Origin of the sequence: Ramlibacter pallidus, from assembly GCF_015070875.1 — a bacterium.
GTDB classification, from domain to species: domain Bacteria; phylum Pseudomonadota; class Gammaproteobacteria; order Burkholderiales; family Burkholderiaceae_C; genus Ramlibacter; species Ramlibacter pallidus.
This window is the reverse complement of record NZ_JADDIV010000002.1, coordinates 664,305-685,646: the sequence shown is the minus strand read 5'-3', so window position 1 is coordinate 685,646 and position 21,342 is coordinate 664,305. Positions and strand designations below refer to the sequence as shown.

At 67.7% G+C, this 21,342-nt stretch carries 20 protein-coding genes; 10 read left to right on the top strand and 10 right to left on the bottom strand.

Annotated features, from left to right (window positions below):
• Positions 1–4 precede the first annotated feature (4 nt).
• The 4 genes from IM787_RS08160 to IM787_RS08145 are packed head-to-tail and all read left to right on the top strand — an operon-like array spanning position 5 to position 2,927.
• Entirely contained in the window at positions 5–1,393 is a 1,389-nt protein-coding gene (locus tag IM787_RS08160; RefSeq protein WP_193676131.1) for a DUF1501 domain-containing protein, read from the top strand.
• A gap of 46 nt (positions 1,394–1,439) precedes the next feature.
• Positions 1,440–2,039, top strand: a complete 600-nt coding sequence (locus IM787_RS08155) for a carboxymuconolactone decarboxylase family protein (RefSeq protein ID WP_193676130.1) — start codon at positions 1,440–1,442, stop codon at positions 2,037–2,039.
• A 4-nt stretch (positions 2,040–2,043) separates the two neighbouring features.
• Positions 2,044–2,307 (top strand): helix-turn-helix domain-containing protein, encoded by a 264-nt coding sequence (locus IM787_RS08150; protein WP_193676129.1) that lies wholly within the window; start codon positions 2,044–2,046, stop codon positions 2,305–2,307.
• Entirely contained in the window at positions 2,304–2,927 is a 624-nt protein-coding gene (locus IM787_RS08145) for a 3'-5' exonuclease (protein ID WP_193676128.1), read from the top strand. The genes IM787_RS08150 and IM787_RS08145 overlap by 4 nt, the downstream gene beginning before the upstream one ends.
• A gap of 3 nt (positions 2,928–2,930) precedes the next feature.
• Here IM787_RS08145 and IM787_RS08140 read toward each other — a convergent pair whose 3' ends face one another.
• Positions 2,931–3,836 (bottom strand): ATP-binding protein, encoded by a 906-nt coding sequence (locus IM787_RS08140; RefSeq protein WP_193676127.1) that lies wholly within the window; start codon positions 3,834–3,836, stop codon positions 2,931–2,933.
• 187 nt (positions 3,837–4,023) lie between these two features.
• Between IM787_RS08140 and IM787_RS08135 the strand changes: the two genes are divergently transcribed.
• A complete protein-coding gene (locus IM787_RS08135) occupies positions 4,024–4,377 on the top strand; it encodes a DUF1428 domain-containing protein (RefSeq protein WP_193676126.1) in 354 nt (117 codons plus the stop codon).
• Positions 4,378–4,395: 18 nt separating this feature from the next.
• Here IM787_RS08135 and IM787_RS08130 read toward each other — a convergent pair whose 3' ends face one another.
• Positions 4,396–5,829, bottom strand: coding sequence for a hypothetical protein (locus IM787_RS08130; RefSeq protein ID WP_193676125.1), 1,434 nt, complete (start codon positions 5,827–5,829; stop codon positions 4,396–4,398).
• A gap of 148 nt (positions 5,830–5,977) precedes the next feature.
• On the opposite strand from IM787_RS08130, the gene IM787_RS08125 reads away from it, so the two are divergent.
• Positions 5,978–6,370 carry a VOC family protein gene (locus IM787_RS08125; protein WP_193676124.1) on the top strand — a complete coding sequence of 131 codons (393 nt, stop codon included), beginning with the start codon at positions 5,978–5,980 and terminating at the stop codon, positions 6,368–6,370.
• A gap of 16 nt (positions 6,371–6,386) precedes the next feature.
• Here the strand turns inward: IM787_RS08125 and IM787_RS08120 are convergent, their stop codons facing one another.
• The 5 genes from IM787_RS08120 to IM787_RS08100 all read right to left on the bottom strand — a co-directional run bounded on the left by IM787_RS08120 (position 6,387) and on the right by IM787_RS08100 (position 11,443).
• Entirely contained in the window at positions 6,387–7,010 is a 624-nt protein-coding gene (locus tag IM787_RS08120) for a hypothetical protein (protein ID WP_193676123.1), read from the bottom strand.
• Between the two features lie 115 nt (positions 7,011–7,125).
• The gene (locus tag IM787_RS08115) at positions 7,126–8,280 is read right to left on the bottom strand and encodes an alpha-hydroxy acid oxidase (protein ID WP_193676122.1); all 1,155 of its coding nucleotides are present in this window, start codon (positions 8,278–8,280) and stop codon (positions 7,126–7,128) included.
• Positions 8,281–8,289: 9 nt separating this feature from the next.
• A complete protein-coding gene (locus IM787_RS08110) occupies positions 8,290–9,261 on the bottom strand; it encodes a tripartite tricarboxylate transporter substrate-binding protein (protein WP_193676121.1) in 972 nt (323 codons plus the stop codon).
• 34 nt (positions 9,262–9,295) lie between these two features.
• Entirely contained in the window at positions 9,296–10,450 is a 1,155-nt protein-coding gene (locus IM787_RS08105; protein WP_193676120.1) for a mandelate racemase/muconate lactonizing enzyme family protein, read from the bottom strand.
• 81 nt (positions 10,451–10,531) lie between these two features.
• Positions 10,532–11,443 carry a LysR substrate-binding domain-containing protein gene (locus tag IM787_RS08100; RefSeq protein ID WP_193676119.1) on the bottom strand — a complete coding sequence of 304 codons (912 nt, stop codon included), beginning with the start codon at positions 11,441–11,443 and terminating at the stop codon, positions 10,532–10,534.
• Between the two features lie 69 nt (positions 11,444–11,512).
• Between IM787_RS08100 and IM787_RS08095 the strand changes: the two genes are divergently transcribed.
• The 4 genes from IM787_RS08095 (at position 11,513) to IM787_RS08085 (ending at position 15,811) form a co-directional block, all read left to right on the top strand.
• The gene (locus IM787_RS08095; protein WP_193676118.1) at positions 11,513–13,786 is read left to right on the top strand and encodes an ATP-dependent DNA helicase; all 2,274 of its coding nucleotides are present in this window, start codon (positions 11,513–11,515) and stop codon (positions 13,784–13,786) included.
• A gap of 257 nt (positions 13,787–14,043) precedes the next feature.
• Positions 14,044–14,535, top strand: a complete 492-nt coding sequence (locus tag IM787_RS21465; RefSeq protein ID WP_354004375.1) for a nuclease-related domain-containing protein — start codon at positions 14,044–14,046, stop codon at positions 14,533–14,535.
• Positions 14,532–14,870: a hypothetical protein gene (locus IM787_RS21460; protein WP_227494165.1), complete on the top strand. Its 339-nt coding sequence runs from the start codon at positions 14,532–14,534 to the stop codon at positions 14,868–14,870. The genes IM787_RS21465 and IM787_RS21460 overlap by 4 nt, the downstream gene beginning before the upstream one ends.
• A gap of 14 nt (positions 14,871–14,884) precedes the next feature.
• Positions 14,885–15,811, top strand: coding sequence for an HNH endonuclease (locus IM787_RS08085; protein WP_193676117.1), 927 nt, complete (start codon positions 14,885–14,887; stop codon positions 15,809–15,811).
• Positions 15,812–15,920: 109 nt separating this feature from the next.
• Here the strand turns inward: IM787_RS08085 and gyrB are convergent, their stop codons facing one another.
• The 3 genes from gyrB to dnaA all read right to left on the bottom strand — a co-directional run bounded on the left by gyrB (position 15,921) and on the right by dnaA (position 21,240).
• Positions 15,921–18,527: a DNA topoisomerase (ATP-hydrolyzing) subunit B gene (gene gyrB / locus IM787_RS08080; RefSeq protein ID WP_193676116.1), complete on the bottom strand. Its 2,607-nt coding sequence runs from the start codon at positions 18,525–18,527 to the stop codon at positions 15,921–15,923.
• Between the two features lie 82 nt (positions 18,528–18,609).
• Positions 18,610–19,716, bottom strand: a complete 1,107-nt coding sequence (gene dnaN, locus IM787_RS08075; protein WP_193676115.1) for a DNA polymerase III subunit beta — start codon at positions 19,714–19,716, stop codon at positions 18,610–18,612.
• A gap of 114 nt (positions 19,717–19,830) precedes the next feature.
• Positions 19,831–21,240 (bottom strand): chromosomal replication initiator protein DnaA, encoded by a 1,410-nt coding sequence (gene dnaA, locus IM787_RS08070; protein ID WP_193676114.1) that lies wholly within the window; start codon positions 21,238–21,240, stop codon positions 19,831–19,833.
• Positions 21,241–21,342: the final 102 nt, after the last annotated feature.

The following is a 21,342-nucleotide window of genomic DNA, read 5'->3' as shown; positions in this document are numbered from 1 at the left end:
CACGATGCACTTTGACGACATTCCTCCCGACAACGCATCGCGCCGCGCCTTCCTGCGCCGCAGTGCCGCCCTCTCGATCGCCGCCGGTGCCGCGCCATGGGCCATGAGCCTGGCGGCCATGGGCGAAGCGGCGGCCCAGGCCGCCGGAGACTACAAGGCGCTGGTGTGCGTGTTCCTCTATGGCGGCAACGACCAGGCCAACACGCTGGTGCCCTACGACGCCGCCAGCCACGAGGCCTATCGCCTGCTGCGGCCCAACCTCGCGCTGGACCGCGCCGCGCTGGCCGCCACCGCGCTGAATCCCGCCACGCCGCTGGCCGGCGGGCTGCAGTACGCGCTGGCGCCGGGGCTCGCGCCGCTGGTGCCGGTGTTCGACGCCAGCCGCATGGCGGTGCTTCTGAACGTCGGCCCGCTGGTGCAACCCACGACGAAGGCGCAGTACAGCGCGCGCTCGGTGCCCCTGCCGCCCAAGCTGTTCTCGCACAACGACCAGCAGTCGTACTGGCAGTCCTCGCTGCCGGAAGGCGCGCGCACCGGCTGGGGCGGCCGCCTGGGCGACCTGTTCGCGTCGGGCAACGGCAACGCCACCTTCACCTGCATCAGCGTCAGCGGCAACGCGGTCTACCTCACCGGCCAGTCGGCGGTGCAGTACCAGGTGGGCAGCGGCGGCGCCGTTCCCGTGAACGGCGTGCGCAGCCCGCTGTTCGGGTCGGCGGCCTGTTCGACGGCCATGCGCACGCTGATCACGCAGCCGCGCACGCACCTGCTGGAGAACGAGTACGCGACCGTCACGCGGCGTTCGGTGGAATCGCACGAGCAGCTGTCCAGCGCGCTCGCCGGCGTCACGCTGCCCACGACCTTCCCCACCGGCAACGGGCTGGCGTCGCAGCTGCAGACGGTGGCGCGCCTGATCGCCGAGCGCAACACGCTGGGCTCGCGGCGCCAGGTGTTCTTCGTCTCGCTCGGCGGCTTCGACACGCACGACGCGCTGGCGGTCAACCACCCGAACCTGATGGCGGCCGTGGGCAATGCGCTCGGCGCGTTCTACCAGGCGACCGTGGACCTGGGCGTGGCCGACCAGGTCACGACCTTCACCGCGTCGGACTTCGGCCGCACGCTGGTGTCCAACAACGACGGCTCGGACCACGGCTGGGGCAGCATGCATTTCGTGCTGGGCGGCGCGGTGCAGGGCCGCCGTTTCGTCGGAACGCCGCCCGTGGTGGCGAGCGGCGGGCCCGACGACGTCGGCCAGGGCCGCCTGCTGCCGACCATGGCGGTGGAGCAGCTGGCCGGAACGCTGGCGACCTGGCTCGGGGTCTCGGCGACCGACCAACTGGCGCTGATGCCGAACCTGTCGAACTTCTCGACGCGCAACCTCGGTTTCATGGCCTGACCCGCGGCGCGCGGCATGCATACTCGGGCTCCCGAACGGAGCCCGCATGCCGCGCCTGCCACCCCTGCCGCCCGAGACCACGCCCGAACTGAAGGGGCACTTCGACTTCTTCCTTTCCACGCTCGGCTTCACGCCCAACAGCGTGCTGACCATGCAACGCAAGCCGAAGCTGGTGAAGGCCTTCGCCGACCTGAACGCGGCGGTGATGGACCCCGCCGGCGAGGTGGACCTGGGCTTCCGCCGCCTGGTCGGCCACGTGGCCAGCAAGGCGGGCGGCTGCCTCTATTGCCAGGCGCACACGCTGCTGGGCGCGCACAACTTCGGGGTCAGCGACGAGAAGCTGGCGGCGGTGTGGAGCTACGCGACGAGTCCGCTCTACACGGAGCGCGAACGCGCCGCGCTCGACTTCGCCCTGGCTGCCGCGTCGCAGCCGAACGCGGTCACAGACGACGTCTTCGAACGCATGCGGGCGCACTGGAGCGACGGCGAGATCGTCGAGATCCTCGGCGTGGTCGCGATGTTCGGCTTCCTGAACCGCTGGAACGACAGCATGGGCACACCGCTGGAAGCGGTGCCGCTGGCGGTGGCGCGCAAGGCGGCGCCGGACGGTACGTGGTCGCCCGGCAAGCACGGGAAGGACGCATAGCGCCATGGCCCAGGGCAAGCGCATCTCCACCGACATCCCCGCCGCCGTCCTGCAGTCGATCCAGGACCTGGGCGCGGCCGCGCGTCTCGCACGCACCCGCACCGGCGAAGGCCAGGCGGCGGCGGCCGCGCGGCTGGGCGTGCACGTGCAGACCATCGGCCGCATCGAGGCCGGCGAACCCGGCGTGGCGATCGGGCACGTGCTGGGACTGCTCGCGTCGTACGGCGTGCAGGTGCAGGTGCGGCCGCCCGAAGACGGCGCGACATGAGCCGCGTCGGCGTCATCGACTTCGAGACCACGGGGCTTTCGCCCGCGATGGGCGACCGTGCGACCGAGGTGGCGATCGTGCTGCTGGAGGACGGCCAGGTGGTCGACCGCTTCCAGTCGCTGATGAACGCCGGCGTGCGGATCCCGGCCTTCATCGAGCAGTACACCGGCATCAGCAACGCGATGGTCCGTTCGGCACCGCCGGCGGCGGACGTGATGGCGCAGGCAGCGCGCTTCGTGCGCGGCGTGCCGCTGGTGGCGCACAACGCCTCGTTCGACCAGCGCTTCTGGTCTGCGGAGCTGCGCCGCATCGGCCCGGACACCGATGTCGATCATCCCTTCGCGTGCACGATGCTGCTGTCGCGGCGGCTGTATCCGCAGGCCGGCAGCTACCGCCTGCAGTCGCTGGCCTCGTTCCACGCGCTGGCGCCGGCGGGACGCGCCCACCGCGCGCTGGCCGATGCCGAAGTCGCCGCGGCGCTGCTGGCGCGCATCCAGCAGGACATCCGCCGCGAGTACCGCGTGGAAGCGACGCCGCACGAACTGCTGGTGAAGCTGCAACGCACGCAGCGCAAGGCGCTGCCGAAAGCGATCGCCGCCTTCTTCGATGCGCTGCGCTGAAGGCTAGTGCACCTTGGCCTGCAAGGCCCGCTCCACCATCGCGCCGAGTTCGTCCATCGCGTACGGCTTGGGCAGCAGCAGCAGGCCTTCGCTGGCCACCTCCTGCTTGAACGACTCCGCGTAGCCGGAGGTCAGCACCACCGGCACGTCCGGATGGTCGCGGCGCACGCGGCGCGCCAGGTCCACGCCGGTCAGCTTGCCCGGCATCATGATGTCCGAGAACACCAGGTCGATGCGGCGGTCGTGCTCCAGCGTGAACAGCGCTTCGGCCGCCGTGGTGGCGCGCACCAGCTGGTAGCCCAGGTAGTCCAGCATCTCGGCCACCAGGTCCGCCACCTCGCGGTCGTCCTCCACCACCAGCACCCGCCGGGGGCTGTCGACGCCGGCGGACGGGCCCGGGGGCGCCGCCACCGGTTCCTGCGAACGGGGCAGCAGCAGCGTGACGGTGGTGCCGCGGCCCGGGGCGCTCTCAATGTCCGCACTGCCGCCGCACGCCTCGGCGAAGGCGTGGACCTGCGCCAGGCCGCCGCCTTCGCCCTGGCCCTTGGTGCTGAAGGACGGATCGAAGGCACGCTCGCGCACGTCCGCCGCCATGCCGGCGCCGGTGTCGCCCACCGTGAGCCGGACGTATTCCCCGCGCAGCAGGCCGGGCGGATCGATGGCGTTCTCGGCGGTGATCGACACCGTGCCGCCCGCCGGCATCGCCTCGCGCGCGTTCATGCACAGGTTCAGCAGCACCGCCTCCAGCCCGGCCGGATCGGCCAGCACCGGCCACAGCCCTGCCCCGTAGTGGCTCACCACGCGCGTCTCCTCGCCCAGGGTGCGTTCCAGCGGTTCGCGCATGCCTTCCACGCACGCGACCAGGTCGATCGGGCGCTGAGGCAGGGGCTGGCGGGACGGGCGTTTCACGGGGGCCATTCTGGACTTCGGGCCGTTCCCGTCGTGTCAGCCACCGCCTACGTCGAGCTGGCGCCCCAGCCCAGGCGGCACCGTCGGTGCAGATTGTTACGGCCGGCCCTGTCGATCCTGGTCATCGTCCTTCGTCGTCCAGGAACAGGCCGGCATCCCGCCCCTGCACCTTCACAAGGAGAACTCCATGAACTACGCCGACGGCTACCTGCTCGCCGTGCCCACCGCCAGGAAGGAAGACTACCGCCGCGTCGCCCAGACGGCCGCCACCATCTTCAAGGACCACGGGGCCTTGACGGTGGTGGAATGCTGGGGCGACGACGTCCCGGAGGGCAAGGTCACGTCCTTCCCGATGGCCGTGAAGCGCAAGGACGACGAGACGGTCGTGTTCTCGTGGATCACCTGGCCCTCCAAGGCCGTGCGCGACGCCGGCATGAAGAAGGCGATGGAGGACCCGCGCATGATGAAGGACATGAGCGCCATGCCCTTCGACGGCCAGCGCATGATCTTCGGCGGCTTCCAGGTGCTGGTGAACGCCTGAGCCGCCGAAGCCATGCGCTCAGGTTGCGGCCGTGCAGAACATCGCCGGCGCGCCGCGGAAGACGTAGGGCTGGATCGCCTGCCCCGTCGCCAGCGGGCCGATGAGGAGCTGGTAGGACGGCCCCGGGTCGCCCATGCCGTACTGCAGCCACTCGGTGTAGACGGCGTGCGGCGCGGCCAGCCAGTCCGGGGCGAGGCTGGTGCCGTTGAACCGCACGTCGCCGAGCCCGCTGACCGCATAGTCGTACGCGGCCCGGGCCCCCGCCGCGGGGCAGTTTCCGCTGGTCCCCGCCACCGGCACCACGCTCAGCACGCGGGCCGCCGGGTGGAACGAGGCCAGGTCCGCGCGCTTGACGCCGCTGGCCAGCGTGCACGTGGCGCCGACGTTCGCGTAGCTGAAGGAAACCATGGGCACGCCCGCCTGCGAGAACAGTTCGACCCGGTGGCCCGCTTGCGAGAGCCCGACGGAGGCGTCCACGAACTCGGAGCTGCCCTTCAGGCGCAGCATGAAGTCGGACCGCGTGCCGGGGCCCATCGTGAATGTCCGGGGGCCGTCGTAGTCGGCCCAGGCGAGGTCGACACTCAGGTTCTTGCCGTCCATGCGCAGCGTGACGGCGACGTCCGCCCGCGGATTCCCGAAGCGCTGGCAGCCCGTGCCGGCGAGCGCCAGGCTGGTGCGCGTGCCGAAGAGGGTCTTCCACGGGTTGCCCTCCGCGAGGCTGCCGCCGTGTTTGGCCGCCTGTTCCACCAGGGCGGCGGCCTGTACCGTCCCGCGCTGGATCTTCAGCTGTTCGAGGAAGTCGTCCATGGGGTCGCCCGGCTTCGGCACGAAGGTGCTGTTCAGGATTTCGTCGAGCGAGAGGCGCGGCAGCTGCGCGGGGCGCCACTTGTTCAGCAGCTCCAGCATCTGCAGCAGCCCCGCGCGCATGCGCTCGGGGTCCATGTTGCTCCACGCGTCGCGAAGGGCGCCCAGGCTGCCTCTGCCGCGCAGCATCACCCGCTCGAACGTGATGCGGTCGACCAGCAGGTCGGTGAGCGGCGTGACCATGATCGGTGCCATCTGGAACTTGTCGTCCGGATCGCGGTCCGGCCACCAGCCCATGGAGAAGAGCTCGCTCCCATCCTTCTGGGCCCGCACCAGCCAGGGCGTCGTGCACGATTCGGGCATGCGCATCTGGTAGGCGCCCTCGGCGTCGGTGGTGGCGGTCGCCCCCGCCTCGCCGTTGGCGCAGAGGGTGTCGACGGCGGCGCCGGCCCAGGGTGCGCCCACGGCGACCACGCCCGTCACGAGCACGCCCGCCACCGGCGGCGGATCCGATGGCCCCGGCCCCGGCCCCGGTGCCGGCGGCGGCGCGACACCGCCACCGGGCGGCGCTTCACCACCTCCACCGCCGCCACAGGCAGCCAGCAAGGCCAGGGTGCCCACGAGGGCGATACGCACTGCGAAGTTCATGGTCGCGTTCCTTTTCAGCGTGACGGCGCGGATGCTAGGAACGGGCTGGCGGCGTGTCTGTCCCCAGGTCTGGTGACAAGGTGTTTCCCGTCCCGCGTGCCGGTCCATCCGCGCACACTGGGGCTTCATCCAGCCAAAGGAGAACGAAATGCTCCATGCATTCGCGATGTACGCGTACATCCCGGCCCGGGACCTCCCCCGGGCCCGGCGGTTCTACGAGGAGAAGGTCGGCCTGACGCCGAAGATGGAAACCAACGGCGGGGTCGTGTACGAGTTCGCCAAGGGCACCGCCGCCTTCCTCTACCCGACGCCGAACGCCGGCACCTCGCAGGCCAGCCAGGCCTTCTGGTCGGTGACGGACGTCGACGGCTTGATCCGCAAGCTGAAGGCGAAAGGCGTCGTGTTCGAGGACTACGACATGCCGGGCGAGAAAAGCCCGGAAGTCGCCATCACGGCCGGCGGCGCCAAGGCCGCCTGGTTCAAGGACAGCGAGGGCAACATCATGGCGCTGATCGAGGAGGTGCCGGGGTCGGGCGGCTGAGCGCCGCGCCGCGGGCTCAGCGCGCCGCGCTCGCCACCTTCAGCCGCTCGCCCACCAGCTCCTTGTCCTGCTGCCGCAGTTCCGCGGCGCGCGTCTTGAGCGCGGCGAACAGGTCCGGCGACAGGCGTCCGGCCAGCTGCGCCGCGGACTGTTCGCGGCCCTGCTTCATCTGCTCCACCATGTTGGCGGGCATCTTCGAGACGTCCATCTCCATCTCGAGGGGGCTCAGAGTGGACACCGCCTCGGAGAAGGTGGAGCGGATGCGGCGGTAGGCGTCGCGGTCCACGCCGGCAGCGGCGGCGCCGGCATCGAGGGTGTTCATCTCGAGCGAGGCGGAGAGGGCCTCGAGCCTGGCTGCCTGGTCGTCCTTGGCGGTGGCGGCCAGCTTCGCGGCCGCCTCCTGCACCGCCTTCTTCTCGGCGGCCATGCCGCGCTGCCAGCGTTCGATGTCTTCCACGGTGGGTTCCTTGCGCACGGGCGCGGCCGGCGGCGTGGGTGCGGCCGGCGCCGCGGCTTGTTGCGCGGCGGGCGCGGCCTGCTCCTTCGCGTCCGCCTCCGCGGTGTCGGGCGCGTCGGCCTTGCCACAGGCGACGAGCGTGGCCGAGAGGGAGATCGCGAGCAGGGCGAAAGGAGTCTTCATGCGCGGGGTGCCGGTGGGTGCAGTGGAAAGGCGCGAATGATAGGAGCGCCCCGCGTGCGCCACCGTGCACTTTGGCACGACATGCGCGGCGGCATGCCGTGGCCCGACGCCATCGCTATTTCGGCACCGCGCCATCGGCGCGCACGACGTGGCTCGGACCAAGCTCGCCGATCGTTCCGGCGCCGAGCAGGGCCTGGGTGCGGTCCACCTCGGCGCGCAGGAGTGCGAGCGCGCTGGCCACACCGGCCTCACCGGCGGCGGCCACCGCGAACAGCATCGGCCGCCCGGTGAACACGCAGGCCGCGCCCAGTGCCAGCGCCTTGGCCACGTCGGTGCCGCGCCGGATGCCGCCATCCAGCAGCACCGGCACGTCCGGCAACGCCGCGCGGATCGCGGGCAGCGCATCCAGCGGCGCGATCGTGCCATCGAGCTGGCGGCCGCCGTGGTTCGACACGACCAGACCGTCGGCACCGAGCGCGCGATAGCGCACGGCGTCCTCCGGATGCACCACGCCCTTGACCACCAGCGTGCGGTCCCATCGGCTGCGGATGAACGCCAGGTCGTCCCACGTGATCGGCGGATGCACGACGCCGGTGGGCGCCTCGGTCACGCGGTGCAGCGGCCCGGCGTCCTGGTTCTCCATGCGCGGGATGCCGCCGGCCAGCAGCGTGCGCGCCGCGGTGCCGAACAGCCAGCGCGGATGCAGTGCGGCGTTGAGTGCCAGGCGCAAGCTGGGCCGCACGGGGATGGAGAAGCCATGCCGCAGGCTCAGCTCGCGGCTGGGCGCCACCGGCGTGTCCACCGTCACCACCAGCACCTGGCAGGTGGTGCGCTGCAGGCGCGCCAGCAGCCGCGCGGTGCGCTCGCGGTCACCGTCCACGTAGGCCTGGAACCAGGCTTGCGGGTTGGCGGCGAACACGCGCTCCAGCGGCGTGAGCGACGCGCCGCTCAGGACGAAGGGCACGCCGGCGTCGGCGGCCGCGCGGGCCATTGCCACGTCCGCATCGAACTGGAACATGGCGCTGACACCCAGCGGCGCGATGCCGCAGGGCGAACGGAAAGGCTGGCCGAACAGCGTGACGTCCTGCCGACGCTGCGGCAGCGTCGCCAGCGTGCGCGGCACGAAGGCCCAGCGATCGAACGCCGCCCGGTTGTTGCGCGCCGACCAGCCGTCGGCCGAACCGCCGGCCGCGAAGCCGTACAGGCCGCCGGGCAGCCGCGCCCGCGCGGCCGCCTCGAAGTCGTGCAGGCAGAGGAAGCTTTGCGGCACGCGCGGTGCTCACTCCGCCTTGATGTCCTGCGACTTGATCACCTTGCCCCAGGCGGTGTACTCGCGCTGCATGGTCGTGGCCAGCTGCGCTGGCGCCATATAGGAAGGGATGGCGCCCTGCAGCGTGGCGGCCTGCTTCAGGTCCGCGCTCTCCAGCACGGTGCGCAGGGCGGCATTGAGCTTGTCGACGACGGGCGCCGGCGTGCCGTTGGGCGCCAGCACCATGATGCGCGGCGCCACGTTGAAGCCGGGCACCGCATCGGCGATGGCCGGTACGTCCTCGGCGCCGGGCAGCTTGTTCAGCGACATCAGGCCGACGGCGCGCAGCTTGCCCGCCTTGGCCTGCGCCATGCCGGCGGCCGCGCTCACCACGCCGAAGGGCACCTGCCCGCTGATCACGTCCGGCACGATCTGCGAGGCGCCGCGGTACGGCACGTGCACGATGAAACTGCCGGTGCCGGCCTTGAGCATCTCCATGCCCAGGTGGTGCACCGTGCCCACGCCGGAGGTGGCGTACGAGTACTTGCCCGGGCTCTTCTTCAGCAGCTCCACCATCTGCCTGGGGTTGGCGGCCGGTACGTTGTTGTTGGCCACCACCATCAGCGGCAGCACGAAGGTGCTGGCCACCGGCATCAGGTCTTTCAGCGGGTCGACCACGCTCTTGGCCTGCAGGTGCGGCGCGATCATCAGGCCGGTCTCGCCCAGCAGCAGCGTGTAGCCGTCGGCCGGTGACTTGGCCACGGCGTCGGCGGCGATCATGCCGGTGGCGCCGGGGCGATTCTCCACCACCACCTGCTGGCCGAGCACGGCGGGCAGGCGTGCGGACAGCATGCGGGCGAGCGCGTCGACGCCGCCGCCGGCGCTGTAGCCGACGAACAGGCGGATCGGCCGGCTCGGGTAGTCGCCCTGCGCGTGGGCCAGGGGCAAGGCGGCGGCGAGGGCGGCGGCCAGGACGAGGCGGCGGGTGGTGTTCGTCTTCAAAGCATGTCTCCTTGGATGATTTTTAAGTACTGCATCAGGCCTTGCCGACGCCGCGCGAGCCGGGCCGCTTGGCCAGTTCGGCGACGCGGTCGCGGTTGGGCTTGAAGCCCAGGCCGGGTTCCTCGGGCAGCGCCAGCATGCCCTGGGTGGGTTCCGGCAGCCCGTCGAAGACCTGCTTGCAGACCTCGACCGCCACCGAGTGGTATTCCACCAGCGAGCCGTTGGCCAGGCCCGCATGCAGGTGCATGTTGTGGTGCGGCCAGGCGCCGCCGTTGGCGTACTGCGTGTTGAAGGCGGCCGCCATGCCGGCGATGCGCAGGCATTGCGTATAGCCGCCGCTGATGCAGGCGTTGGGCTGCACCACGTCGACGGCCTGCGCCACCAGCATGTCGCGGAAGCGGGAAGCGAGGCCTTCGTTCTGGCCGGCGGCCAGCGGGATGCGGGTCTGCGCGCGCAGCTTCACCATGTTGGGAATGTCGTTCTGGGAAACGGGCTCCTCGAAGAACGCGATGTCGAACTCCTCGATGCGCTGCGCCAGCGCCCGGGCGTGGAAATAGTCCAGGCTGCAGTTGGCGTCGATGTAGATCTGCACGTCGGGCCCGACGGCGGCGCGCACAGCCTCGATGCGCTTGACGTCCTCGCGGATCACCTCGGCCAGCGGCCGCGGCTCGTCGCGCCGCTGCAGGCCGTGGTGGCCCACCGTCATCTTCAGGCGCTGGAAGCCGCGCTCCACCCAGGACTTGGCGGCGGCGGCGAGCTCGTCGCGGTCGTAGAAGGCGAAGCCGAAGGTGGCATACACCGGCACCTGCGGCCGCGCGCCGCCCAGGAGGCGCCACACGGGCTGGCCGAGGATCTGGCCCTTGAGATCCCACAGCGCCAGGTCGATGGCGGCGATGGCGTGGCTGGCGTAGCCCGACTGGCCGCGCGGCGTGAGCAGCCAGTACAGCTTGTCCCAGACCTGCTCGTGCCGCAGCGGGTCGAGCCCGACCAGCGCGTGGCTGGCGATGTCGTTGACGATGGAGGCCACCACCTCTTCCTCGGTGATGGCGGTCATGCCGGTCCCCACGCGGCCGTCGTCCAGCGTGACGTCGACGATGCACAGGGAGAGGGACGTGGACTTGGCGCGGGCGCCCTGCCCCATGGTGACGGGCAGGTTGAGCGGCGTGGCGCGGACGGAGGCGATCTTCATCGCGGGGAGTCTGCGGGTGGCCTTTCGCTGGGGCAATCCGGCCGCGGCGACGGCGGCTTTCGCGATCGGCGAAGTCCGGGCTTACCCTGAGACGGGCGGCGCGGACGGCTGCCGCAGCGCCTGCACCAGCGTGCGTGCCGCGGCAGTGGCCTCGTCGCCGGTGCGCAGCACCAGGTAGTGGGTGCGCCGGGCCCAGTCCTCGGCGATGGGCAGGGCCTTCAGCGGCAGGTGCGCCAGCTGCGGCAGGATGGCCGTGGCCGGCAGCACCGCCACGCCCAGGCCGGCGGCCACCATGCGGCAGGCGGCGTCGAAGCTGCGCATCTGCATGCGGACCTTCAGTGGCTGGCCCAGCGCGGAGGCGGCGTTGAAGAGGCGCGTGCGCAGGGCGTTGGCGCCGGTGAGGACGATGAAGTTCTCGGCGACGAGCTGGGAGAGGCGGATTTCCGTCTGGTTGGCCAGTGCGTGGTTCGCCGGGATGACGAGGGAGACGGCATCCTGGAAGAAGGGCAGGAAGCTGAGGCCGGCGGACGGTGTGGCGACGTCGACCACGCCGACGTCGGCGCGGCCTTCCAGCAGTGCCACCGGGATCTCGGGACTGATGCGCTCCTCGACCTCGACGCGGATGCGCGGGTGCGTGCGCATGAAGGCTTCGAGGCGTTCGGGCAGGACCTGCAGGAGAGCCGAGGCATTGGCCAGCATGCGCACGTGGCCGGCCAGGCCCGCGCCCCAGTCCTGCAGGTCGGCCACCAGCTGGTCGGCCGCGCCGAGGAGTTCGCCCCCGCGCTGCACCAGCATGCGGCCGGCGGTGGTGAGCTCCACGCCGCGGGGGGAGCGTTCGAAGATGCGGATGCCGAGGGCGGTTTCGAGCGCGGAGATGCGGGCGCTGGCGGCGGCGACGGCGAGCTGCAGCTTCTCGCTGCCGGCGCTGATCGAGCCGGATTCGGCGACGGAGAGGATGACGCGCAGGGTGAGGAGGTCGAGGGGGGCGGTCATGCCTCAGGGATTTTGCCGCAGGGGGTTCGCGAGAGGGCGGCGACAATGCAGAGGCTTCTTCAGCTCGACATGCAGTACACCGTCTCCGTCCGCGCCCTCTGCGACTTTACTGCGCGGCGTGGCGACCTGGACCTGCGGTTCACGCCGACGCCGAGCGCGCAGGAAGGGATCGCGGGGCACCAGCTGGTCACTTCGCGGCGCGGGCCGGAGTACGAGACTGAGATCACGCTGCGTGGGGAGTTCGGGCCGCTGGTGGTCCGCGGGCGCGCCGATGGGTACGACCCGGTGGCGAATCGGCTGGAGGAGATCAAGACGCATCGCGGGGACCTGGCGAAACAGCCGGGGAACCACCGACACCTGCATTGGACGCAGGCGAAGGTCTACGGGCACCTGCTTTGCCGGGAGCGTGGGCTGGAAGAGATCGAGGTGGCGCTTGTCTACTTCGACATTGCCAGCCAAGAGGAAACCGAGTTCATGGAGAGGCACTCGGCGGAATCGCTTCGGGTGTTCTTCGAGGAGAGATGCGGTGAGTTCCTGGCTTGGGCGGAACAGGAAATGGAGCACCGCCGCAGCCGCGATGAACAGCTCACGGCGCTGACGTTTCCGCATGCGGAGTTCCGGAAGGGGCAGCGACAGCTGGCCGAGGCCGTGTACAAGGGGGCGGCGAGCGGGCGCTGCGTGCTGGCGCAGGCGCCGACGGGGATCGGCAAAACGATCGGCACGCTGTTCTCCATGCTGAAGGCGGCTGCCCCGCACAAGCTGGACAAGGTCTTCTATCTCACGGCCAAGACCACGGGACGTCAGCTGGCGCTGGATGCGGCGCGGCAGATCACGGAGAGCGCGCCGGACTTGCGTCTGCGGGTGCTGGAGCTCACGGCGCGGGACAAGGCCTGCGAGCATCCGGACAAGGCTTGCCACGGGGACTCCTGTCCGCTGGCGCGCGGCTTCTATGACCGATTGCCGTCGGCGCGGAGCGAGGCGGTGCAGGCGGGATGTGGGCATGCCGGTGCGCTGCGCTCGATTGCTCGGCAGCACCAGGTCTGCCCGTACTACCTGGCCCAGGAACTCGCACGCTGGGCCGACGTGATCGTGGGCGACTACAACTACTGGTTCGACGGTAGCGCGATGCTGTATGGGGCGACGCTTGCGAACGAGTGGAAGGTGGGGGTGCTGGCGGACGAGGCGCACAACCTCGTGGAGCGGGGCCGAGTCATGTATTCGGGGACACTGCAGCAAGGCGCGTTGCGCGCTGCGAGGTCAAAGGCGCCCGGAATAGTGCGACGCGCGCTGGACAAGGTGGATCGGGCCTTGAGCGCTGTGGGCGAGGAGCACCCGGGAGAAGACGCGCCTGAGGAGTTGTCGCCAAACTTCATCAACACGCTGAAGCAGGCGTGCGTAGTGATGGAAACGCACTTCGCCGAATCGGCGCCGGGCGCCGCCGACGCGGCGTTGCAGCAGTTCTATTTCGACGTGCTCGGGTTCGTGCGCCTGGCCGAAGAATTCGGCAGCCATTCGGTGCTGGAGTTGACGGAGCAGGCCGGGGCGAGCGCGCCCGCGATCGCCTTGCGCATCCAGAACCTCATTCCGGCGCCGTTCCTCAAGCCCCGCTTCGCCGCGGCGCGCACGGTCACGCTCTTCTCTGCGACGCTGACCCCGCCGCAGTACCAGATCGACATGCTTGGGCTCCCGGCCGAGACGGCCTGGATCGATGTGGAGTCGCCCTTCAGTGCGGAGCAGCTGCATGTGCGGATCGTCGACCGCATCTCGACGCGGTACGGGGATCGCCAGCGCTCCGCAGCGCCGATCGGACGGCTGATCGCCGAGCAGTTCGCGGCGCAGCGCGGGAACTACCTGGCGTTCTTCAGCAGCTTCGAGTACCTGGATCTCGTCGCCGGCGAGTTCCAGCGTGAATATCCGCAAGTGCCCGCGTGGGTGCAGGCGCGCGGGATGGCGGAGGCCGAGCGCAACAACTTCCTTGCGCGGTTCGTGCCGGGGAGTGCAGGCGTAGGCTTCGCCGTGCTGGGAGGAGCCTTCGGAGAGGGCATCGACCTCAAGGGCGACCGGCTGGTGGGTGCGTTCGTCGCGACGCTGGGGCTGCCGCAAGTGAATGCGCGCAACGAGTTGCTGAGGGAGCGACTCGAAGAGGCGTTCGGGTCGGGGTACGACTATGCGTATCTGTTCCCTGGGATGCAGAAGGTGGTGCAGGCGGCAGGGCGCGTGATTCGCACGACGGAGGATCGAGGCGTGGTGCACCTTATAGACGATCGCTTCGGACGGATGGCAGTCCAAGGGCTGCTGCCGCAATGGTGGGCGGTCGGCTCGCATCGGCTTCCTGGTGCATAGGCGTAGCCGTCCCGCATTGCACGGATTGGGGTGAATGCCACCCACGCGAGGCTTCGGCGTCACAGGTGAAGCGACGAAGATGGCAATCTTGGTGACTACATCTGTGCTCCTGCCTTACAGTTTTGAGAACAGGAACGGGAGATTTCTTAATTCTCAAACAAGCCGACGACAAGTCGAAACGACTTGCGCTACTGCACGAGCTGCAGAACTCACCCGTTCTTGATCAGAGGCAGAAGCGATGGCTTCGAGAAGAGCTCGTGCGCCTGCGGGAGGGCGTCAAAGGCGAGAAGGAATCTGCCTACTTCCTCGACCAGTACTTCAAGGGCGGTGAGAACCACGTTCTGCTACACGACCTTCGCATCTCGTTCGAAGGCGACGTGGCGCAAATCGATCATCTGATCTTCAACCGCGGCATCGGTGCGTATCTGATCGAGACGAAGAACTATTCGGGCAACGTGATCATCAATGAGCACGGCGAGTTCACGGTCGACTATGGGGACGAACGCTTTGGCGTGCCGTCCCCGATTGAGCAGAGTCAGCGGCATGCCCGCATCCTGAAGCGCCTGCTTGAGCGACTCGAGATCAAGAATCGCACGGGGGGGCCGCTCGAGTGCTATCACGTGGTGATGTCCATCCAAAAGCGGTCATCACTCGGCCCAGGAAAACAGACCTTGACACCTCGAACGTCATCAAGGCGGACCAGTTTCCTTCGTGGCACCAGCAATTCGTGGAGAAGGAGTTCGGCATGACCAAACTCCTTCACGCAGCGGCAAACCTGCGCTCACTGGACACACTCAAGGAGTGGGGCGAGACGTTGGCCCGCCAGCACCGGCCGGCATCGCAGTTGGATCTGCCTGATTTCATGCAGCCACGCGCGAGCAAGCCTGCCGCACCGAAGAATTTGGAGACCACAGTGTCCGTGTCACCAGGGCTAAACGTTCTTGCCCCCGCTGCAGAAAAGCGGAAGCTTCTCTGCGCGACGTGCGGAACGAAGATCTCCTTCGCCGAAGGAAAGTTCTGCTGGAATCAGGAGCAGCGGTTCGGCGGATACCAGTACTGCCGCGAGCATCAGGCAGCGTTCTAGCAGGATCCTTGCACATGCCTAGTGTCCCGAGCGATTCTGAACTTAGAGCGGCAGCCTTCGAGCAGGTTCGTCGCCTCCAAGTTACGCGCGACCAAATAACGGCGGACGATCTGAAGGTCGGCTTCTTCCACAACGGAACGCGGTACCCCCTGATCAACCCGCAACGAGGAATCTTCAAGCCCCAGCAGATGGAGGCGCTTCTTTCCATTCGCACCGTTTTTCCGCGTGCCGGCAATCGGGTCTGGTACGACGATCAGCGGCAAGTGCATCGGCAGATCTATAACGGCGAAGAGACAGTCGACTATGCCTTCATGGGGACTGACCCAAGAGCTGCTGAAAACCGGTGGCTCAAAGCGGCAATGGAGCAACGTACACCCATCATCTACTTTCTGGGGACAGCTCCTGGAAGGTACGAGGCGCTCCAGCCAGCGTTCATCGTTGATTGGGACGCTCAGCACGCCCGCGCAAAGGTTGCCTTTAGTGATGGCCCCCCGACAAGCGCCTCTGCGCCGACAGAGTCACTGGAGCGGCGCTACGCGTTGCGCCTTGTCAAGCAGCGCCTGCACCAGTCCACTTTCAGAGAAGCCGTTATTGACGCATACAAGTCTCGCTGCGCCTTGTCGGGCGTGCCGGAACCAATTCTGCTGGATGCTGCTCACATTATCGAAGACAAGAATGAGAAGCTCGGGCAACCAGTGGTGCAGAACGGCATTCCGTTGTCGAAGATTCATCACGCGGCATTTGACGCACACCTCCTAGGAATCGATCCGGACTTTCGGATTCATGTGGCGAAGAGGCTGTTGCTTCAAAAGGATGGCCCTATTCTGGAAGCTTTAAAGGACCTAGACGGAGCATTGCTCCGGCTGCCTCCGAGAGCAGCGGATCGGCCAGATCGCGATCGGTTGGAGCAACGATTCGGGCTCTTTAAGGCGCTTGGATAGGTCGTCAGCTCATCCCACGCGGACGAGTCGGGCCAACTCTGAACATGCCGGTCGCCGAAGAGGGGCCGGCTTGCTCTGCACAAACCTTTCCGTGCCGTGTTTTCGCGACTCACACGTCAATATTCGCCGCCCTCAACGCATTCGACTCAATAAAGTCCCTGCGCGGCTCCACCTCATCCCCCATCAGCATCGTGAACACCCGATCCGCCTCGATCGCATCATCGATCTGCACCCGCAGCAGGCGCCGCACGTTCGGATCCATCGTCGTCTCCCAAAGCTGCTCCGGATTCATCTCCCCGAGCCCCTTGTAGCGCTGGCGTGACGTCGTCCGCTCCGCCTCCGAAATCAGCCAGCTCATCGCCGTCCGGAAGTCGCCCACCTTCTCCTCGCGCGCCTTCTCGCCCTCGCCGCGAATCACCTTCGCGCCCTCACCCAGCAATCCGCGGAACGTATCCGCCGCCTCGGCCAGCGCCTTGTAGTCGGCGCCATGGACGAAGTCCTGGGTGATGACCGACGACTTGATGTTCCCGTGATGCCTCCGTGAGATCCGCAGGATCGGCTTGTCCGTCCGCGCATCGAACTCGCCCGCCACTTCCGCCGGCGCGGCATTCGTCAGGCGATCGAGTTCATGCAGCTTCGACTGCAGCGCCACCGCGCTCGCCTCCGCATCCTGCACCGTGTCCAGGTTCAACCGCACGCCATCCGCGATCGCGCGCAGCGCCTCCGCATCCATGAAGCCGCTCAGGCGGTTGATCACCTGCTCCGCCACCTGGTGCTTGCGCGCCAGTTCATTCAGCGTCTCGCCGTCGATGGTGCGGTTGTCGGTGCCCCCGGTTTCCACGCGCGCGCCGTTCATGGCGATGCGCAGCAGGAAGCCGTCGAGCTCGTGGCCGTCCTTCAGGTACAGCTCCTCCTTGCCGGCCTTCACTTTGTACAGCGGCGGCTGCGCGATGTAGATGTGGCCGCGCTCCACCAGCTCGGGCATCTGGCGGTAGAAGAACGTCAGCAGCAGCGTGCGGATGTGCGCGCCGTCCACGTCGGCGTCGGTCATGATGATGATGCGGTGGTAGCGCAGCTTGGCCACGTCGAAGTCGTCGACGCCGCTCTTGCCGCTTTCCACGGCCGCCTTGCCGATGCCGGTGCCCAGCGCGGTGATCAGCGTGACGATCTCGTTCGACGTCAACAGCTTCTCGTAGCGCGCCTTCTCCACGTTCAGGATCTTGCCGCGCAGCGGCAGGATGGCCTGGAACTTCCGGTCGCGGCCCTGCTTGGCCGAGCCGCCGGCGGAGTCGCCCTCCACGATGTAGATCTCGCACAGGGCGGGATCCTTCTCTTGGCAGTCTGCGAGTTTTCCGGGCAGGCCCATGCCGTCCAGCACCCCCTTGCGGCGCGTCATCTCGCGGGCCTTGCGGGCCGCCTCGCGCGCACGCGCGGCTTCGATGATCTTGCCGACGATGATCTTGGCGTCGTTGGGCCGCTCCTGCAGGAAGTCGTTGAGCTTGTTGGCCACCACATCCTCGACCGGGCCGCGCACTTCGCTGGAGACCAGCTTGTCCTTGGTCTGGCTGGAGAACTTGGGCTCGGGCACCTTCACGCTCAGCACGCAGGTCAGGCCCTCGCGCATGTCTTCGCCGGAGATCTCCACCTTGGCCTTCTTGGCCAGCTCGTTGTCTTCGATGTACTTGTTGATGACGCGCGTCATCGCGGCGCGCAGGCCGGTCAGGTGGGTGCCGCCATCGCGCTGCGGGATGTTGTTGGTGAAGCAGAGGACCTGCTCGTTGTAGCCGCTGTTCCACTGCATCGCGACCTCGACACCGATCATGGTGTTCTGGTCGCTCTTGCTTTCGCCGATCGCCGTGAAGGCGTTGGGGTGCAGCACCTGCTTGCCCTTGTTGACGAACTCGACGAAGCCCTTCACGCCGCCGGCGCCGGCGAAGTCGTCTTCCTTGCCGGTGCGCTCGTCCAGCAGCCGGATGCGCACGCCGTTGTTCAGGAAGCTCAGCTCGCGCAGGCGCTTGGCCAGGATCTCGTAGTGGAAGTCGTTGTTCTCGCGGAAGATCTCGGTGTCCGGCAGGAAGTGCACCTCGGTGCCGCGCTTGTCGGTGTCGTCGAGGATGTGCATCGGGCGCACCAACGCCTTCTCGCCGTTGGGGCCCACCTGCTCGGTGACTTCGCCGCTTTTCTTGACGAAGCCCTTGCTGAACTCCAGCTCGTGCACCTTGCCGTCGCGCCGCACCACCACGCGCAGCATGGAGGACAGCGCGTTCACGCAGCTGACGCCCACGCCGTGCAGGCCGCCGGAGACCTTGTAGCTGTTCTGGTTGAACTTGCCGCCGGCGTGCAGCTCGGTCAGCGCGATCTCGGTGGCCGAGCGCTTGGGCTCGTGCTTGTCGTCCCACTTGATACCGGTGGGGATGCCGCGGCCGTTGTCGGTGACGGAGATCGAGTTGTCGGTGTGGATGGTGACGACGATGTCGTCGCAGTGCCCCGCCAGCGCTTCGTCGATGGAGTTGTCGACGACCTCGAAGACCAGGTGGTGCAGGCCGGTGCCGTCGGACGTGTCGCCGATGTACATGCCCGGGCGCTTGCGCACGGCCTCCAGGCCTTCCAGGATCTGGATGGAGCTGGCCCCGTAGTCGTTCAGCCCCGCGGGAGGAATGGCCGGCTGGCCGTTGGTCTCTTCGGGCGGGACGGGATTGCTGTGATCTTGGGCCATAACCTGCTTTTCACTGACTCTTTGAATGACCAAACCCGCCTGCGGGGCGGGTTGGCTGTTGTTCTCGTGCCTGTGCCGGCACTCAGATGCGCATCGGCATCACGACGTACTTGAAGCTCGCGTTCTCGGGGATCGTCAGCAGCGCGCTGCTGTTGGCATCGGCCAGTTCGATCTTCACCATGTCCTGGTCCATGTTGGCCAGCGCGTCGATCAGGTACGTGACGTTGAAGCCGATCTCGATGGCGTCACCGCCGTAGTCGATGTCGAGCTCGTCGACGGCTTCTTCCTGTTCGGCGTTGTTGCTGGCCACGCGCAGCGTGCCGCCATCGAGGTTCAGGCGCACGCCCTTGAACTTCTCGGAAGTCAGGATGGCGGTGCGCTGCAGGCTGGCCAGCAGCGGCGCGCGGCCCAGCGTGACGGTGTTCTTGTGGTTCTTGGGGATGACGCGGTTGTAGTCGGGGAACTTGCCCTCGACCAGCTTGGTCACGAACTCCATGCCGCCGAACGCGAACTTGGCCTGGTTGTTGGCGAACTGCATCTCGATGGCGCCTTCGGCATCGGACAGCAGGCGCTGCAGCTCCAGCACCGTCTTGCGCGGCAGGATCACCTCCTGGCGCGGCACTTCGACGTCGAGCATCGCGCTGGCATAGGCCAGGCGGTGGCCGTCGGTGGCCACCAGCGACAGCTGCTTGCCCTCAGCCACGAACAGGATGCCGTTCAAGTAGTAGCGGATGTCGTGCACCGCCATGGCGAAGGACACCTGGTTCAGCAGGTCCTTCAGCGCCTTCTGCGGCACGTTGAACTTGGGGCCGAAGCTCGGGGCTTCCTGCACCAGCGGGAAGTCTTCGGCCGGCAGCGTCTGCAGCGTAAAGCGCGACTTGCCGCCTTTCAGGATCAACTTGTTCTGGCTGGACTCCAGGCTCACCGTCTGGTCGCCGGGCATGGTGCGCAGGATGTCGATCATCTTGCGGGCGCCGACCGTCGTCGTGAAGTTGCCGGTGTCGCCGTCCATGTCCGACGTGGTGCGGATCTGGATTTCCAGGTCGCTGGTGGTGAACTGGACGTTGTTGCCCGTCTTGCGCAGCAGCACGTTGGCCAGGATGGGCAGGGTGTGGCGCTTTTCAACGATGCCCGCTACCGACTGGAGGACCGAGAGCAGTTTTTCTTGCGTGGCCTTCAGGACAATCATGTCTTCCTCTTCTCTCTTTTCGGCTGGTCGGTCGCTACGGACGGAAACCAGCATTTTCGCTTATTTCACGGGCATTTCCCCCGGCCGGGCAGGGGTGCGCCGGGGCCCGCGGGGTCACCCCTTCAGGGTCTGTTCCAGCACGTGCAGCTGCTGGTTCAACTCGGTCAGCTGCTGGCGTTCGGCGCCGATCTTGCGCACGGCGTGGAGCACCGTGGTGTGGTCGCGGCCGCCGAACAGCTCGCCGATCTCCGGCAGGCTTTTCTGGGTGAGTTCCTTGGCCAAATACATGGCGATCTGGCGCGGGCGGGCGATGGAGGCCGGCCGCTTCTTGCTGTACATGTCGGCGACCTTGATCTTGTAGTAGTCGGCCACCGTCTTCTGGATGTTCTCCACGCTGATCTGCCGGTTCTGGATGGACAGCAGGTCGCGCAGCGCCTCCCGGGCCAGCTGGATGGAAATCTCCTTCTGGTTGAAGCGGGAGTACGCCAGGATCTTGCGCAGGGCCCCTTCGAGTTCACGCACGTTGGAGCGCACGTTCTTGGCCACGAAGAAGGCGACTTCCTCGGGCATCTCGGTGCCTTCGGCCCGGGCCTTGTTGATCAGGATGGCCACGCGCATTTCCAGCTCGGGTGGCTCGATGGCCACCGTCAGGCCGGAGTCGAAGCGCGAGACCAGGCGCTCGTGGATGTCGGTGAGGCCTTTCGGGTACGTGTCCGACGTCATCACGATGTGGCTCTTCTTGGCTAGCAGCGCCTCGAAGGCGTTGAAGAACTCCTCCTGGGTGCGGTCCTTGTTGGCGAAGAACTGCACGTCATCTATCAACAGGAGGTCCAGCGAGTGGTACTTGTCCTTGAATTCGTCGAAGGTCTTGCGCTGGTAGGCCTTGACCACGTCCGAAACGAACTGCTCGGCGTGGATGTAAAGCACCTTGGCGTTGGGCCGGTCGGCCAGCAACTTGTTGCCCACGGCGTGCACCAGGTGGGTCTTGCCCAGGCCGACGCCGCCATAGATGAAGAGCGGGTTGTAAAGCTGGCCGGGGGTGCCGGAGACGTGCATCGCCGCCGCCCGCGCCATGCGGTTGGCGGTGCCTTCCACCAGGGTGTCGAAGGTCAGCGCGGTGTTCAGGCGGGTCTTGAAGCCGTCCGGTGCGGCATCTTCCGCCTCGGGTTCCACCACGGGGGCGTTGGCGGCCACGGCGGGTGCGGAGTAAGGCTTGGCGCCGCTTTCACGCGGAGTGATGGCCAACTCAAGCTGCACCGGCTGGCCGTAGATCTTCTCCAGCATGGCCGAGATGCGGCCGGCGAACTGGGCCCGCACCCAGTCGAGCTTGAAGCGGTTGGCGACGAACAACGTCACCCGGGAAAAATCGTCGGAGACCTGGGCCGTCATCGGCTTGATCCAGGTGTTGAACTGCTGCTCCGGGAGCTCTTGCGCAAGCTGGTCGACGCACGCCTGCCAGAGGCTGTCGCCCGCTCCGCCGAGGCTGGCCGTTGCCGCCAGCCTGTTGTGTTGCCCCTCGCCCATGTGCCCCGCCGCTCCTGTGGATTTGTGTTCTTGCGCGAAACGGCGGATTCTAGGCGCTCAACACCTTGTCCACAACGCGGCTGAGGTTCGCAACGCGGGTAA